General features: G+C 71.8%; 13 protein-coding genes. 6 read left to right on the plus strand and 7 right to left on the minus strand.

The window, feature by feature from the left end; all coding sequences use genetic code 11:
- Window positions 1-24 precede the first annotated feature (24 nt).
- The gene (locus tag AB0F38_RS18880) at window positions 25-927 is read left to right on the plus strand and encodes a L,D-transpeptidase family protein (protein WP_361894139.1); all 903 of its coding nucleotides are present in this window, start codon (window positions 25-27) and stop codon (window positions 925-927) included.
- 182 nt (window positions 928-1,109) lie between these two features.
- On the opposite strand, the gene AB0F38_RS18885 is transcribed toward AB0F38_RS18880, so the two are convergent.
- Both AB0F38_RS18885 and AB0F38_RS18890 read right to left on the minus strand, forming a co-directional pair.
- Window positions 1,110-2,177, minus strand: a complete 1,068-nt coding sequence (locus tag AB0F38_RS18885) for a hypothetical protein (RefSeq protein ID WP_361894141.1) — start codon at window positions 2,175-2,177, stop codon at window positions 1,110-1,112.
- Window positions 2,177-2,848 (minus strand): RNA polymerase sigma factor, encoded by a 672-nt coding sequence (locus AB0F38_RS18890; RefSeq protein ID WP_361894144.1) that lies wholly within the window; start codon window positions 2,846-2,848, stop codon window positions 2,177-2,179. Before AB0F38_RS18890 ends, AB0F38_RS18885 begins: the two co-directional genes overlap by 1 nt.
- A 679-nt stretch (window positions 2,849-3,527) precedes the next feature.
- Here AB0F38_RS18890 and AB0F38_RS18895 point away from each other — a divergent pair.
- Window positions 3,528-6,239: an FG-GAP-like repeat-containing protein gene (locus AB0F38_RS18895; RefSeq protein WP_361894147.1), complete on the plus strand. Its 2,712-nt coding sequence runs from the start codon at window positions 3,528-3,530 to the stop codon at window positions 6,237-6,239.
- A gap of 75 nt (window positions 6,240-6,314) precedes the next feature.
- Here AB0F38_RS18895 and AB0F38_RS18900 read toward each other — a convergent pair whose 3' ends face one another.
- The 4 genes from AB0F38_RS18900 to AB0F38_RS18915 all read right to left on the minus strand — a co-directional run bounded on the left by AB0F38_RS18900 (window position 6,315) and on the right by AB0F38_RS18915 (window position 8,796).
- Entirely contained in the window at window positions 6,315-6,911 is a 597-nt protein-coding gene (locus AB0F38_RS18900) for a hypothetical protein (protein ID WP_361894150.1), read from the minus strand.
- A 284-nt stretch (window positions 6,912-7,195) separates the two neighbouring features.
- Window positions 7,196-8,053, minus strand: a complete 858-nt coding sequence (locus AB0F38_RS18905; RefSeq protein WP_361894153.1) for a hypothetical protein — start codon at window positions 8,051-8,053, stop codon at window positions 7,196-7,198.
- An 84-nt stretch (window positions 8,054-8,137) separates the two neighbouring features.
- Window positions 8,138-8,569 carry an ATP-binding protein gene (locus AB0F38_RS18910; protein ID WP_361894156.1) on the minus strand — a complete coding sequence of 144 codons (432 nt, stop codon included), beginning with the start codon at window positions 8,567-8,569 and terminating at the stop codon, window positions 8,138-8,140.
- A complete protein-coding gene (locus tag AB0F38_RS18915; protein WP_361894158.1) occupies window positions 8,569-8,796 on the minus strand; it encodes a hypothetical protein in 228 nt (75 codons plus the stop codon). The genes AB0F38_RS18910 and AB0F38_RS18915 overlap by 1 nt, the downstream gene beginning before the upstream one ends.
- 196 nt (window positions 8,797-8,992) lie before the next feature.
- Here AB0F38_RS18915 and AB0F38_RS18920 point away from each other — a divergent pair, with 196 nt between their 5' ends.
- Genes AB0F38_RS18920 through AB0F38_RS18930 form a run of 3 tightly spaced genes read left to right on the plus strand, consistent with a single transcriptional unit; the run spans window position 8,993 to window position 10,297 of the window.
- A complete protein-coding gene (locus tag AB0F38_RS18920) occupies window positions 8,993-9,847 on the plus strand; it encodes a helix-turn-helix transcriptional regulator (protein WP_361894161.1) in 855 nt (284 codons plus the stop codon).
- Window positions 9,828-10,049, plus strand: coding sequence for a DUF397 domain-containing protein (locus AB0F38_RS18925; protein WP_361894164.1), 222 nt, complete (start codon window positions 9,828-9,830; stop codon window positions 10,047-10,049). The genes AB0F38_RS18920 and AB0F38_RS18925 overlap by 20 nt, the downstream gene beginning before the upstream one ends.
- A 29-nt stretch (window positions 10,050-10,078) precedes the next feature.
- Window positions 10,079-10,297: a hypothetical protein gene (locus AB0F38_RS18930; RefSeq protein ID WP_361894167.1), complete on the plus strand. Its 219-nt coding sequence runs from the start codon at window positions 10,079-10,081 to the stop codon at window positions 10,295-10,297.
- Between the two features lie 231 nt (window positions 10,298-10,528).
- On the opposite strand, the gene AB0F38_RS18935 is transcribed toward AB0F38_RS18930, so the two are convergent.
- The gene (locus tag AB0F38_RS18935) at window positions 10,529-12,121 is read right to left on the minus strand and encodes a family 20 glycosylhydrolase (RefSeq protein WP_361894170.1); all 1,593 of its coding nucleotides are present in this window, start codon (window positions 12,119-12,121) and stop codon (window positions 10,529-10,531) included.
- A 242-nt stretch (window positions 12,122-12,363) separates the two neighbouring features.
- Here AB0F38_RS18935 and AB0F38_RS18940 point away from each other — a divergent pair, with 242 nt between their 5' ends.
- The gene (locus tag AB0F38_RS18940) at window positions 12,364-13,047 is read left to right on the plus strand and encodes a 2-oxo-4-hydroxy-4-carboxy-5-ureidoimidazoline decarboxylase (protein WP_361894387.1); all 684 of its coding nucleotides are present in this window, start codon (window positions 12,364-12,366) and stop codon (window positions 13,045-13,047) included.
- The last annotated feature ends 63 nt before the right edge of the window (window positions 13,048-13,110 follow it).

Here is a 13,110-nt window from a genome sequence, read left to right on the forward strand (position 1 = left end):
CGACGGACGGGCCAGGGGGTCGGAATGAGACGCATACGGACGAACGGCCGTGCGGGCGGGACGCGTACGGCGGTGTCGGCGGCCATCGGCGTGCTCGCCCTGGCCACGGTCACGGCGGGCTGCCGGACCGACGTGGGCGCGGCGCAGCCGACGGCCCCGGCCACGGCGGCGAGCCCCACGGACGGCGGCGGGCCGAGCGGCAGTCCGACGAGCGCCTCCCCGTCGGCCTCGCCGTCCGTGTCGCCGTCCGTCTCCGCCCCCGAGGAGACACCGGGCGCGCGGTCCTCACCCGTGCCGGAGACCCTGATGTCGACCGGTGACCGGGGCGAGCGGGTACGGGAGCTCCAGGCCCGGCTGCGCCAGATCGGCCACTTCGGCCGCACCCCCACCGGGTTCTACGGCACCGTGACCGTCGCGTCCGTGCGGTCCTTCCAGGGCAAGCGGGGCCTGCCCCGCACGGGGAGGACCGACACCGTGACCTGGGAGCGGCTGCTCGGGATGACCCGCAGGCCGACGGCCCAGGAGCTGGATCCGCCGACCGACAGGCCGGTGGCGACACCGGACGCGCGCTGCATGACGGGCCGGGTCCTGTGCATCAGCAAGAACAGCCGCACCCTGTCGTGGATGATCGACGGCCGCGTCCTCTCGTCGATGGACGTCCGCTTCGGTTCGCAGTACACGCCCACCCGGGACGGCACCTTCTCGGTGTACTGGAAGTCCCGCCACCACGTGTCGACGCTCTACGACTCCCCCATGCCGTACGCCATGTTCTTCAGCGGCGGCCAGGCGGTGCACTACTCGGCGGACTTCGCGGCCCGCGGCTACGACGGTGCCTCGCACGGCTGCGTGAACGTACGGGACGAGGGGAAGATCGCCTCGCTCTTCGCCCAGGTGAAGAACGGCGACAAGGTCGTCGTCCACCGGTGACCTGCGGAGAGGGGCGCGGGCGGGACCGGGGGAACGTGTCCCGCCCGCGCCTGATGCGCAGAGCCGAAGGTACGGGGGGAACCCCGGCTCATATGCGCTGCCGATGACCAGTCGGCACTCTGTACTGCGCCGGGCAGCCGGAAAATGTCACACCGTATGACCGCGGCGATTATCCGCGCAGGTCAGGGCGCTGCCGGTGAGAGAGCGGGAGGGCTGGACGCCGGGTCACCGAGGCCGTCGGGCGGCGGGGTGCGGAAGGAGACCGACGGGAGGGACGCCTCGCCGCCCTTGTTGCTCTCCGAACCTTCCGAGCCGCCCCCGGTGTCGCTTCCGCCGGCGGAACCGCCCTCGCTCCCGCCCCGGTCGGGGTCGCCCCTCAGGACGCGGTCGCAGAAGCGGTCCAGGTTGCTCTCGCCGTCCGCGAGTTCGAGGAGGCGGCGCTCGTCCTCCCGGCTCAGATCGTCGTCGCGGTAGTCGCGGCAGGCCTGGGCCGCCTTCTCGTACAGCTCGGCCGCGTTTCCGCCTGCGGAGCCGCCGGGCAGCTCGCGTCCGTCCGTGCCGTCCGGGGCGCCCTCCGCTCCGTCGGCATGGTCCGGGGCTCCGCCGGCGCCGTCCGTCCCGCCCGCGGCCGTGCCGTCCTCGGGGCTCCGCCCGTCGTCCGGATCCGTCCCGCTGCCCGCGCCGCCGGGGGCGGCCGGCGGCGTGGACACGTCCGGCGGCGTCGGCGCGGCCGAAGGTCCGCCGGTGTCCGGCACCCCGGCACCCAGCTCCTCCGGGGACGCCGCGACCGAGACGGACGAGGCGGGAGCCGGGGAGTCATGGCCGCCGAACGGCGCGGGAAGCATGCCCGTGCCCCCGGCGACCGCCACCCCGCCGAGTGCGCACCCGGCGAGCGAGACGGCGAGGCCGTAGCGCACGGGACGGGTCCAGCGGGGGCGCCGGGACGAAGGTGCGCGCGTGGCGCCGATCCGCACCGTGTGCACGCTGTCCTGCTGCCCCGCAGGGCCGGCGGCCCGCGCCGTGCCGTCCCGCTTCGTCCGGGCACCGGACACCTCACGGAAGGCGGCCATCACGGTCGCCTCGCCGGGCAGTTCACCGTCCGAGGGGCCCGGGGTGCGCACCTCGCGCAGCGCCGCCTCCAGCTGCCGGGCCACGGTGCGGGCGTGATCGGCGACGGGCTCGACACAGTCGCCGCGGAGCAAGGCCTCCGCAGCGTCCGCATCAAGCCACTCCTGCTGCTCGTCGGCCATCACATGTCCTTCTGCGTCCACGGACGCGAATGCGTCACACCGGCGGGCGCCGCCGCACCGTTGCGGGCGGGGCGCTGGGCGGGAACGGCACCGAGCCCCGGACCCTCGGCCGGATTCCCGTCCTCCGCTCCGACCAGCTCCGCCAGCCGCTTGAGTCCCCGGTGCGCGGCCGTGCGGACCGCGCCGGGGCGTTTGCCCAGCGTGCGGGCCGCGCTCTTCGCATCCAGCCCGACCACCACGCGCAGGACCACGGCCTCGGCCTGGTCCTGCGGCAGCTGCGCGATGAGGGACAGCGTACGGCCGGTGGCCAACGACTCCAGCGCCTCGACCGCCGTGTCCGATTCGGCCGCCCGGCCCGCCAGTTCGCTCTCGTCACCGCCGACCGCCGGGCGCCTGCCCCGCATCCGGATGTGGTCGAGCGAGCGGTTGCGCGCGATCCGGGCGGCCCAGCCGCGGAACCGGTCGGCGTCCCCGCTGAACCGGCCGAGATCGCGCGCTATCTGCAGCCACGCCTCGGACGCCACGTCCTCGGCGTCCGGTTCACCGACCAGCGTCCGTATGTACCCCAACAGCCGTGGGTGCACAGCGCGGTACACAGTACGGAAAGCGTCCTCGTCCCCGTCCTGTGCCGCGAGCACCGCGGCCGTCAGCTCCGCGTCGTCCCCCAGCACTCCCTCAACCCGCCCTGCTGATCTGAATCACAGCTGGTCACTGCTGCTGCGCCACCCTGCGCGACTCAGCACGCTACGTGGTCGGACGGTGTCACGTCCATGACTTGTACAACCCGCAACAGTCCCCTGACGCAGCGCGGTGTGACAGAAAACGCACGCGCGGCGCTGAGATGAGTACGGGGTCGCACTGCGGCCACGTGGAAGACGACCGGGGCCTCTCCTGTGGGGGGTGGCGGCCCCGGTCGTCGCCCCAGCCCTCTCCTGGCCGCCCGGATCACGCGGCTGAGCGAGCCGTCGGCCCGCCCCGTGGCACTGCGGCTCCCGCTCCCGCGATCAGTCGATCGGCATCGTTCCGTCCGCCCTTCTCCGCCCGGTCGTGTCGTATCCGGCTGTCCGGGGCCCCGAGGGCTCCCCCGGTGACACCGGCCGAGGAGTGCGCGCGGTGCCCGCACGGAGTGCCGGAGACCGTGCAGGGGCTGGAAGGGGCGGGGCGGCGGCATCACCTCAGCTGTGACACATGCCACGTTCACGAGGATCGATGTGACGTTTGAGGCCCGGGCTTCGCTGGGCGGGTCGAGCCGCTCGTGCGAGCGGGTGGGGCTCCTACGTACTTCTGATTGCTTAAACTCTCTTAAGGGGTGGGCATTTGAGCCCGCGCAGTTCGCATGCGTACAAACCGATGGGCCTGAAGCGCCGCGCCTGGCTGACCATCGGAGCAGTCGTGCTCGGTGGCGCGGGGGCGGTCACGGTCGCCGTCGCCAACCCCGAGGACGCGTCGCAGGCTCGCGGACCGAAGGTGCGCAAGGCCTCGGTCCACGAGCTGACGTTCAAGGGGACCGGCAGGTCCGAGCGGACGCTGCCGCGCACCGACACCGACCCGTTCTCCATGGTCGGTGTCGTCTGGGCGGACCCGGACGCGGAGATCGACGGCAAGGCCGAGGTCCGGACGCGCAATCGTGTGACGGGCCGGTGGGGCGGCTGGCTGGAGGTACATCTGGAACAGCACCTGGGCGCCGAGCGTGACGACGAGGACGCGAAGCTGCCCGGTCTGTCCGAGCCGCTGTGGGTCGGGCCCTCCGACGCCGTCGAGGCGCGGGTCGTGGGTGCCGACGGCACGGCCGCCGCCGGGCTGCCCAAGGGGCTCGAACTGTCCCTGGTCGACCCGGGCGTCACCGCCAAGGAGGCCGCGGCGCCGGGCGCCGACGCGCAGACCGCGTCGTTCGCCGTCGAGGAGACCGCGACACCCACGGACACCCCCACCGGGACGGCGACGGAAACGGCGCCCCCGGCGCCGGCAGACACGCCCACGGAGACGGCGACCGCGGCGCCGACCCAGACCGCCTCGGCCACGCCGACGGAAACCGCGACTCCCACCGGCACCCCGTCGCCGACGCCGACCGTCCCGACCGCGCCGCCGTCCACGGTGAACCGGCCCGCGATGACGCTGCGCGCGGGCTGGGGTCCGGACAGGTCGCTCGCCACGAACTACAGCGGCCCGGAGTACATCGAGAAGATCCAGGCCGCTTTCGTCCACCACACGGTGGGCTCGAACGACTACAGCTGCGCCGAGTCCGGTGCGCTCATCCGCGGCATCTACGCGTACCACGTCACGCCTCGGGGCAAGGACACCGCGACCACCGCCGACGACTACGACGGCTGGAAGGACATCGGCTACAACTTCCTCGTCGACAAGTGCGGCCAGATCTTCGAGGGCCGTGAGGGCGGCGCCGACCTGCCCGTCCTCGGCGCACACACCTACGGCTTCAACTCCTACTCGACCGGCATCGCGCTGCTCGGCGACTTCGAGAAGGGCAGGCCCACCCCCGCGGCGCTGAACTCGGCCGCCCGTGTGGCCGCCTGGAAGCTCGGCCAGTACGGCGTCAGCCCGACCACCACGGTCACGCTGACGGCCGCCGCCGACACCGGCAAGTACACCCAGGGCCAGAAGGCCACGCTGAACACCCTCTCCGGCCACCGCGACGGCTTCGCCACGGTGTGCCCCGGCGCCAACCTGTACAGCAAGCTGGGCACGATCCGTGCCTTCGCCGCCGGGGCGGGCCGCAACTCGGCCATCCCCACCTCCGACTTCGACCGGGACGGCACCAACGACCTGGTCGTCGGCCTGCCGAAGGCGACGAGCGCCAACGGGCGGATCACCGTCCTGCCCGGCACCAGGACCGGTCCCGACTCGGTCACGAAGAAGATCCTGACCCAGAACAGCGCGGGTGTGCCCGGTACCTCCGAGGCGGGCGACCAGTTCGGCGCCTCCAACGCCTGGGGCGACGTGAACGGTGACGGGTACGCCGACCTCGCGGTGGGTCTGCCCGGCGAGGACGGCACGCACGCCGACTCCGGCCAGGTCTCGGTGCTCTACGGCCCCGGTCTGAGCTCCGGCAGGGCCTACCTGACCGACGCCGCGACCCGCGTGGCGGGCGAGAAGCTCGGCACCACGGTCACCGTGGGCGACTTCAACGCGGACGGCAGGGCCGACGTCCTCTCCGTCGCTCCCGGAAAGCCCGGCCGCTGGTGGGCCTGGGACAGCAGGACGGGGGCCGTGAAGAAGGGCTACCTCAACAGCACCGCGTACACCGGCGCCGTCGGCTACGCGGCCGCTGTCACCGGTGACTTCAACAAGGACGGCTACGCCGACGTCGCCGTCAACTACCGCGACCCGAGCGGTATCGGACGACTGCTGTGGCTGAAGGGTTCGACGACCGGTCTCCAGCGGGTCGGGGTACTCTCGGCGCGCGGTGGACGGTCACTGGCAGCGGGCGATCTCAACGGTGACGGGTACGCCGACCTCGCGGTCGGCCAGCCGAGCGCGACCGAGTCCGGGCACACCTCCGTCGGCGGCGCCGTGACGGCCGTCTTCGGCTCCTCCACCGGGCTCACCTCCACGGGCCGCAAGACGATCAACCAGAACATGGTCGCCGCGGCCAACGGCGAGACCAGCGACGACATGGGCGCCGCGGTGTCCGTCGGTGACGCGAACCAGGACGGCTACGCCGACATCCTCGTCGGCATCCCGAACGAGGACCTCACCCGCAGCGGCGTCAGCCGGGTCAACACCGGCCGCGTCCTCCTGATCCGGTCCACCTCCACCGGCCCCACGGCCACCGGCGCGGTGAACTACTCCCAGGACACGTCCTACGTGCCCGGATCGACGGAGTCGGGCGACCGGTTCGGTTCCGCCGTCTCGCTCGCCGACCTGACCGGTGACGGTCTGGGCGACCCGGCCATCGGCGTGGACGGCGAGGACACGAACAGCGGAACGGTCCTCCAGCTCGACAACAGCTACGACAAGGGGATCAACCCGGCCGGCGTCCACTACGGCGTGACGCAGCTCGGAGCTCCCACCGGGATTCGGATCGGCTCGCTCCTGGCCCCGTAACCCGCACACCGACCCCGGCGCCCCTCGCCCTGACACGAGGGGCGCCGGCCTCTTTGGTCAGGACTCCGGGGCCGGTCAGCTCCGGCCGCGCGCGCGGCGCGACATCACCGCGCGCAGCACCCGCCGGCCCTCGGTCGACCGGTCCAGCGCACCGCGCAGTCCGCCGGCGCTGCCCGCCGTGCCCGCGGTCTCCGCGAGGGTTTCCAGGATCTTGATCTGCCGGTGGAGTTCACCCGCGACGAGCGGACCCGCGCCGTCCGCCTCGCCCGCGCTCCAGCGCTTCAGCTGCTCGGTGGAGTCCTGGACGCCGTCCCCGCCCGTGTCCCCACCCGTGGGGATGTCGAACTGACGGTGGATCTCCAGCGCGACCAGGGAGCACGCCCGCGCCCACTCCCGCAGCGGATCGGCGGACCAGTCGGAGGGGGCCGCGCCCAGCATCTTCCGTACCAGGGCCGCCGTCTCGTCCGCGACGTCCTCGCCCTCCATCGCCTCACGAGCGGCGGTCAGACGGGTGTCCCAGTCCCGGCCGTCCTCACAGCTCCCCCAGAGCGGCCGCAGCAGCTCGGGCTCGCCGCCGTCGGCGAGCAGTGGCAGGCAGCGGTCGAGGCAGGCAAGCCCGCTCGCGGCCAGCCCTCGCTCGTCGGCAACAGCGATGAGCTCCAGCAGGCTCATGGGCGTCTCCCCTCGGTCCGGAAGCCGGCGTGGTCGGGGGACCGACCGTGCCGGGACACAGCGGACGCTGTACTTCCTGATATCGCATACTGCGCCGGATGGCTGAAAAGCGTCACCCATAAGACAAGGAAACGGGCCGAGTGAGGCCCTTCAAGGACCCCGTGACTGGTTTCCGCCGCCCATCCACCGGCGCGGGCGCGACCTCCGGGCAGCCGCCGGGCTCTCGCGGACTAAGGCGGCCTAAAGGTTCCGCCCAGCGGCCTACGGCGTGGAGAAGCGATACGTCAGCGCACGCCGGCAGGAAGCTCGATACGGCCGGCGAACGGGCCCTGGTTCTCCTGCCGTACATCCTGCTCGAAGGTGATGTCCTGCCCGCCGTACGGGACGAGGAAGCCGAACTCGAAGTGATGGCTCCTGACGCGGTACGTCTTCGCGTCCAGGACCAGCACCTCCTTCAGGCCGGACAGGGTGAGCTGCGCGTCGTTCACGGCGATGCCGGCCGTGCGGAGCTGCTCGGCGGTGGGGGCGAACTCCCGTACCGCCTTCTTCACCCAGGCCCGGTCCTGGACGGCTGTCAGCTTCTGCTTGTCGCTGCCGACGCGGAGTTCGACCGTGCCGTCCGCCTCCGTCACGCCGACCTCGTCGCCGGTGGCAGCCTTCGCGTACGCCCGGAACTCCTCGACGACCGCGACCGGGTCCTCGATCTTGTTGCTCATCCCGGGGTCGGAGGCGGGCGCCTCCTTCCAGGGCGCTGCCCCCTGCTTGAGGTACGCCGTGCCGTCGACGACGTATATCTCCTCGTTCTCCTCGGCCCCCTTGCTGCTGGTGCTGACGCCCTGGGAGTGCAACGCCTCGGGCGCCATGCCCCGCCGGACCGTGGCCCGGTAGGAGGCGGTGCTCTTCTGGCCCTGGAGCGTCAGCCCTTCCTGCCCTGTCACGGAGAACGTCCACGGGCCTTCCTCGGCCATCGCCTTCTCGGCGAGGCCGAGGAAGTCCTCAGGGGACTCGGGCGAGGGAGCGGCGGCGGGCTTCGGCGACTGCTTCGCCTCCGCGCTCTTCGGCCCGTCCGTCCCGACCGGCTCCGTCTTCCCGTCGTCCGTGCCGCAAGCGGCGAGCGAGAACGACAGAGGGAGGACCAACACAGCACACCTGAAGCGATTTCGCACGTACCTGTTCCTTCGTCCGGACCACCGACCCTGCACAGCGGGCGGACGGTACAGCAACATTCACCGCGCGATCACGTCCACGGACAATCGTGGTGAATCGACCCGCCCGTGGACGCCCCCGTCCTCCACCGGCAGCTCGCACCACACCGTCTTGACGCCGGGCCCCTGCACCACGCCCCAGCGCAGGGCCAGGGCATCGAGCAGGGCGAGGCCGCGGCCGGCTTCGTCCTCGTCGGCCGCCGCGCACAGAATGGGCAGGGCCCGGGGATCGGGGTCGGCGACCTCCAGTCGCGCACGGCCTCGGGCGGCACAGAGCAGGCGGACGGTCACAGGAACGCCCTCGCCGAGGTGGCGGATGACGTTGGTGATCAGCTCACTGGCACACAGCTGGAGGTCGGCGCAGGGGCCGCCCATGTGCGCACGCAGGGCGCGGCGCACCTCGGCTACGGCTTGCGGGGCGGCGAGAAGCTCCAGGATCAGCGGTTGTCGCATCACGCGACTCCCTTACGGAGGGCGGCGACCAGGGCACGGGCGACGGGCAGGTTGCAGTTGCCCAGCGCGATGAGCGGCGGGGTGCGGTAGCGGGCCGCGAAGGTCGGCGGATCGACGCCGAGGGAAGGCAGCGTGATGCCGTGGGCGGCAAGGGCGGCCCGCAGGTCGTCCGTGCAGTCCCGCACATCCGTGTCCGCGTCCGTGCCGTCGTAGGGCTGGTCGTTCATGGGGGGTCACACCTTCCAGTGCGCTCTGTGACGAACAGATCACACTCTGACGTGTCGGGAAGTACCGTGAAAGAGGTTCGGACTCCCGGCCACGAAATGCGCGTATGCCCTGGGAAGTCGGTATCGGCGCGGAAATCGGGAGCCCTGGCCGGACACGTGGGGAAACGGGCGGCAACGGCACCAATGGCGGTGGGCGATGGGGCAGCGCAAGGACATCGACGGGTCGGCAAGCGTCCCGACCTTCTACGGCAAGGAGCTTCGCTGGAAACGGGAGGAGGCCGGGCTGACCCTCCAGCAGCTGGTCGAGGGCAGCTTCTACGGCCCCAGCCACCTCAGCGAGATCGAACGCGGTGAGCGCCGCATGCCGGCGGAACTGGCGGAGCACGTGGACCAGGCGCTCGGCACCGACGGCTTCTTCATGCGGCGCTGCGAGGACGTACGGAGGGCGAAGAGGCGAGGCCACGCCAGCTACTTCGAGCGCGTCCTGGGGGCGGAGAAGCACGCGAAGTCGATCGAAGAGTGGTGCCCAACCCTCGTTCCCGGCCTGCTGCAGACTGACGCGTATGCCCGAGCGCTGGTACGGGCAGCGATGCCGCTGGCGCCCGACGACGAGGTGGAGGAGAAGGTCAGCGCCCGGTTGGCGCGGGCTCGCCTCTTCGAGAACGACCACAGAACACCGATGTACTGGGCGATCCTGTCCGAGTCACTGCTGCGCCAGCCGATCCTTCCGCCGGAACAGACCGCCGAGCAGCTGGAGCGGATCGCTGCGCTGACAAGGCGTCGCCGGATCGTTCCACAGATCCTTCCGTGGAACTGCGGAGCGCATCCCCTCATGATGGGCATGGCCAAGATCATGGCCTTCCCCGACGCCCCGCCCCTGGTCTACCTGGAGTCCCAGCACAGCGGTGACACCATCGACGATCCAGCCCTCGTGGAGGAGTACCGAAGGTCGTACGATCTGCTCAGGGCCGCCGCACTGCCGCCGGAGGCGTCCCTCGCCATGATCGAGGAAGCGGCTGAGGATGATCGAAATGGCAAGCAACGGGATTGACTTGAGCACCACTGCCTGGCGCAAGAGCAGCTACAGCAACGGCACCGGAGGGGACTGCGTCGAGGTCGCCGACGGCCTCGCAGGCATCGTCCCCGTCCGCGACTCCAAGGTCCCCCACGGCCCGGTCCTGACGGTCGCGGCCCCCGCCTGGACATCGTTCGTCATCGCCCTCACGGACGGCCCGGCCCCGCTCGCTTCGTAGGGCGGGGCACAGAAGGCCGGGCGCACGTCGTGAAGAACGCAGCACTGCCGTGGAGGAAGACGGTGCGCGTGCCCCTCGGCACGCCCCCCGTCGTCGACATCACCCTCGGCGAGAAGGGCGGCGAAGCCGGCTGCACACTCGCCATCAGCGGCAAGCGCGTCCAACGCGCCACCGCATCGGGGGCCTTCGGACGCAGCACATGCACCACCGGCGAGCCCCCCACCCCCGAAGCATCCGCAAGCCCCTGAAGTGGGCCGGTGACGCCGGGCTCCCGCGTCGTGGTCAGGGGCGTGACTGACACCGCCGTCACCCTCTCGCGCCCCTCGGCATCACATGGGCCGACGCGCACGCCGGGCTCGGCCGCACGGCATGGGGCAGGGCGGCGGCACACGTGACATCGCGCTCCGAACCGCGCCCCTCCCCGGGGCGCGGCAGCGGAACCCGACCTCTCGCGGCGGTGTTGTCCTCGGAGTTGCGCATCAGTCCGACGAGTCGACCTCGTTCGCGAGCGTCCGGAACTGTGCCCAGGTCAGCTCCGGTTTCCTGGGGTCCCACAGCTTCTGGGAGACCGCGTTGAGCGGCATCCGGATGCCGTCGGCCACCTGCTGCGGGGTCTGCGCGTTCGGCAGGTCGCCCCAGACCGCGAACCGGCCGCCGAGGATCTGCTTCGAGTAGCGCGCGGACACCGGCTCGGTGCCGCGCAGGACGAGCGGGGTCCACCGCTGGTAGATCCGCTCACCCGTCGGGTAGACGAAGGCGTTGGGCTCGCCGAGCACGTAGTAGAGGAACTCGTCGTTGAGGTTGATGACCTTGCGGCCCTCCGCGAGGTAGTCCTGGGGCGGCCGGGCGCCGATCTCCTTGCCCGTCCAGTACTCGACCTCGATGCCCTGGTCGGCGGTGACCTGCCCGCCGCTGAAGAAGCCGTCGTTCCACGCCTTGGGCGTCTTGTCCGCCTCGCGGACCACCGCGGCGCGGTCGTTCAGCCAGCCCTCCGCCAGGTCCTGGATGGTGGCCCCGGCGCCGTACTTCTCGCGGGCCGCCGCGGCCAGCTGCGGGTAGGAGGCCTGCGGGTCGCTGACCGTGAGCGCCTGGTACTCGTCCGCGCCGACGTGGAACCACGCACCGGGAAACAGCTCGGTGTACTCGCGCAGCAGGTCGTCGACGATCTCGGCCGACGCGGTCCGGGAGATGTCGATGGCGCCCTGCCGGGCGACCCCCTGGGTGTCGCGCAGCTGGAGGTCGGGGTGGGCGCGGAGCACGGCACCGAGGTGTCCGGGGGAGTCGATCTCGCCGACGACTGTGATGTGGAGACTCTCGGCCAGCGCGATGATCCGCCGGATCTCGGCCTTGGTGAGGTGCTGCTCGGCGACCACTTCCGGGTGCGACTCGGACTCGATCCGGAAGGCCTGGTCGTCGGAGAAGTGCAGGCCCAGCTGGTTGAGCTTGAGGTCGGCCATCTCGCGCAGCCGGTCCTCGATCCAGTCCGCGGAGTAGTGCTTGCGTGCGATGTCGAGGTTGAGGCCGCGCTGCGGCCGGTCGGGGGTGTCACGCACCACGCCTTCCGGCACGGTGCTGTCGGCGCTCAACGACTGCTTGAGGGTGCGGGTCCCGTAGAAGACCCCTGCCTGGTCGGGCCCGCTGATCCTGACCCGGTCACCCGCCGTCTTCAGGGTGTACGACTCCGGGGCGCCCTTGCCGGGGGTCCCGAGCGCCAGCTCGACGTCACCGGCCCGGGCGGCGGCCTCGCCCCGGTAGCGGATCTTCAGCTCTTCGGCGAGCAGCTCGCCCTCGTCGGCGAGCTCGGGGTCGGCCACGACGACCGTGCTGTTCCCGGCGGGCTTCCAGCCGGGGCCGCGTGCGGGGGTGTGCTCGCGCACCGCGGGTATCGTCCGCGGCGTCGTGGAGAGGGGGTAGCTCCGCGAGGGGGACGGCGAGGCCGAGGTGCTGGACGAGGATGCCGCGCCCTGCGTCCCGGGGCCGGAGCCCTCGGGCCAGGCGACGACGGTGAGGGTGACTGCGGCTGCCACCGTGACGGCCGCGCCGGCCACCAGAACTCCGCGTGAGGGCGACATCAGTCAGAATCCTCCGATTTGGGGGCGAAAATCGATAAAAGGGGAGAAGGGTGGCAATTCACCCTTATAGAGACGTCCATCAAGTGTTCCGAAACTCTCCCGTCCGGGTGAATTTCGCGCAGGCTTCGGGCGCCCGTCGCCCGGCCTCGCTAGCGTTGCGTCACATTCATCTCAGCCTTCACTCTCTCCCCCGCGCAACCTGGTCGCTCTCCGGCCCCTCTCCCACGTCACAGAAGCCCTTCATCCGAGGAGTTCCGCTGTCCAGGTCCAGCGAGTCCCCCGCCGGCCTGCCGGAGCATCCGCAGCAGGCCGGACGGGCGGGCGTCCCCGTCCAGAGTCGCGGCACCGCTCCGCACGAGGCACAGACGCGGACCCCGGTTCCGGAACCAGTCTCGGCGAGTACCTGCGCGAACGCCCACTCGAGAGGGCTCGGCCGCTTCAACGGCTGGCGCCGCGACACCGCCTTGTCGGTCCTGCTGGAGTGCTTCGGCAGCCACCGCTGGGCGCTGCGGATGGCCGCCCACCGCCCGTACCCGGACCTCGGCGCGCTGCTCGCGGCCTCCGACGAGGCGGGGTACGACCTCTCCCCGGCGGACATCGCGGAGGCGCTCGCCGCGGAGAGTGCCCCCTGTCTGCACCATGCCGCGCCCCGCGCCGCCCATCTGGCGCTGCGCGCGGCGCACGCCGCCTACGAGAGCCGCTTCGGCCATGTGTTCGTCATCTGCCTGGACGGTCTGCCGCCCTCCCAGCACGTGGACCAGGTGCTCGCCGCCATCCGTACCCGGCTCGCGCACGACCCGGACGAGGAGCGGGCCCTCACCGCGGAGGAGATGCGACGACTCGCCCGGGGCCGGATCATCGACCTGGTGACCGAGGCGGGCAGTGCGCCGGGCCCGTTCCGGGCCGCCGGACAGCCTGTCGGGTAGCCCGTCCGTGGCTGTTTGATTGCCGCTTTGATCACACCGGAGGCCCCGCCGCCATCGAACCGA

It is taken from the genome of Streptomyces sp. NPDC025273 (assembly GCF_040638585.1).
Lineage (GTDB): Bacteria > Actinomycetota > Actinomycetes > Streptomycetales > Streptomycetaceae > Streptomyces > Streptomyces cinereorectus.

Coding starts and splice junctions, on each gene's coding strand:
- AB0F38_RS18880 (WP_361894139.1), top strand. CDS start 25: ATGAGACGCATACGGACGAACGGCCGTGCGGGCGGGACGCGTACGGCG.
- AB0F38_RS18885 (WP_361894141.1), bottom strand. CDS start 2,177: ATGGCCGACGAGCAGCAGGAGTGGCTTGATGCGGACGCTGCGGAGGCC.
- AB0F38_RS18895 (WP_361894147.1), top strand. CDS start 3,528: ATGGGCCTGAAGCGCCGCGCCTGGCTGACCATCGGAGCAGTCGTGCTC.
- AB0F38_RS18900 (WP_361894150.1), bottom strand. CDS start 6,911: ATGAGCCTGCTGGAGCTCATCGCTGTTGCCGACGAGCGAGGGCTGGCC.
- AB0F38_RS18910 (WP_361894156.1), bottom strand. CDS start 8,569: ATGCGACAACCGCTGATCCTGGAGCTTCTCGCCGCCCCGCAAGCCGTA.
- AB0F38_RS18915 (WP_361894158.1), bottom strand. CDS start 8,796: ATGAACGACCAGCCCTACGACGGCACGGACGCGGACACGGATGTGCGG.
- AB0F38_RS18920 (WP_361894161.1), top strand. CDS start 8,993: ATGGGGCAGCGCAAGGACATCGACGGGTCGGCAAGCGTCCCGACCTTC.
- AB0F38_RS18925 (WP_361894164.1), top strand. CDS start 9,828: ATGGCAAGCAACGGGATTGACTTGAGCACCACTGCCTGGCGCAAGAGC.
- AB0F38_RS18935 (WP_361894170.1), bottom strand. CDS start 12,121: ATGTCGCCCTCACGCGGAGTTCTGGTGGCCGGCGCGGCCGTCACGGTG.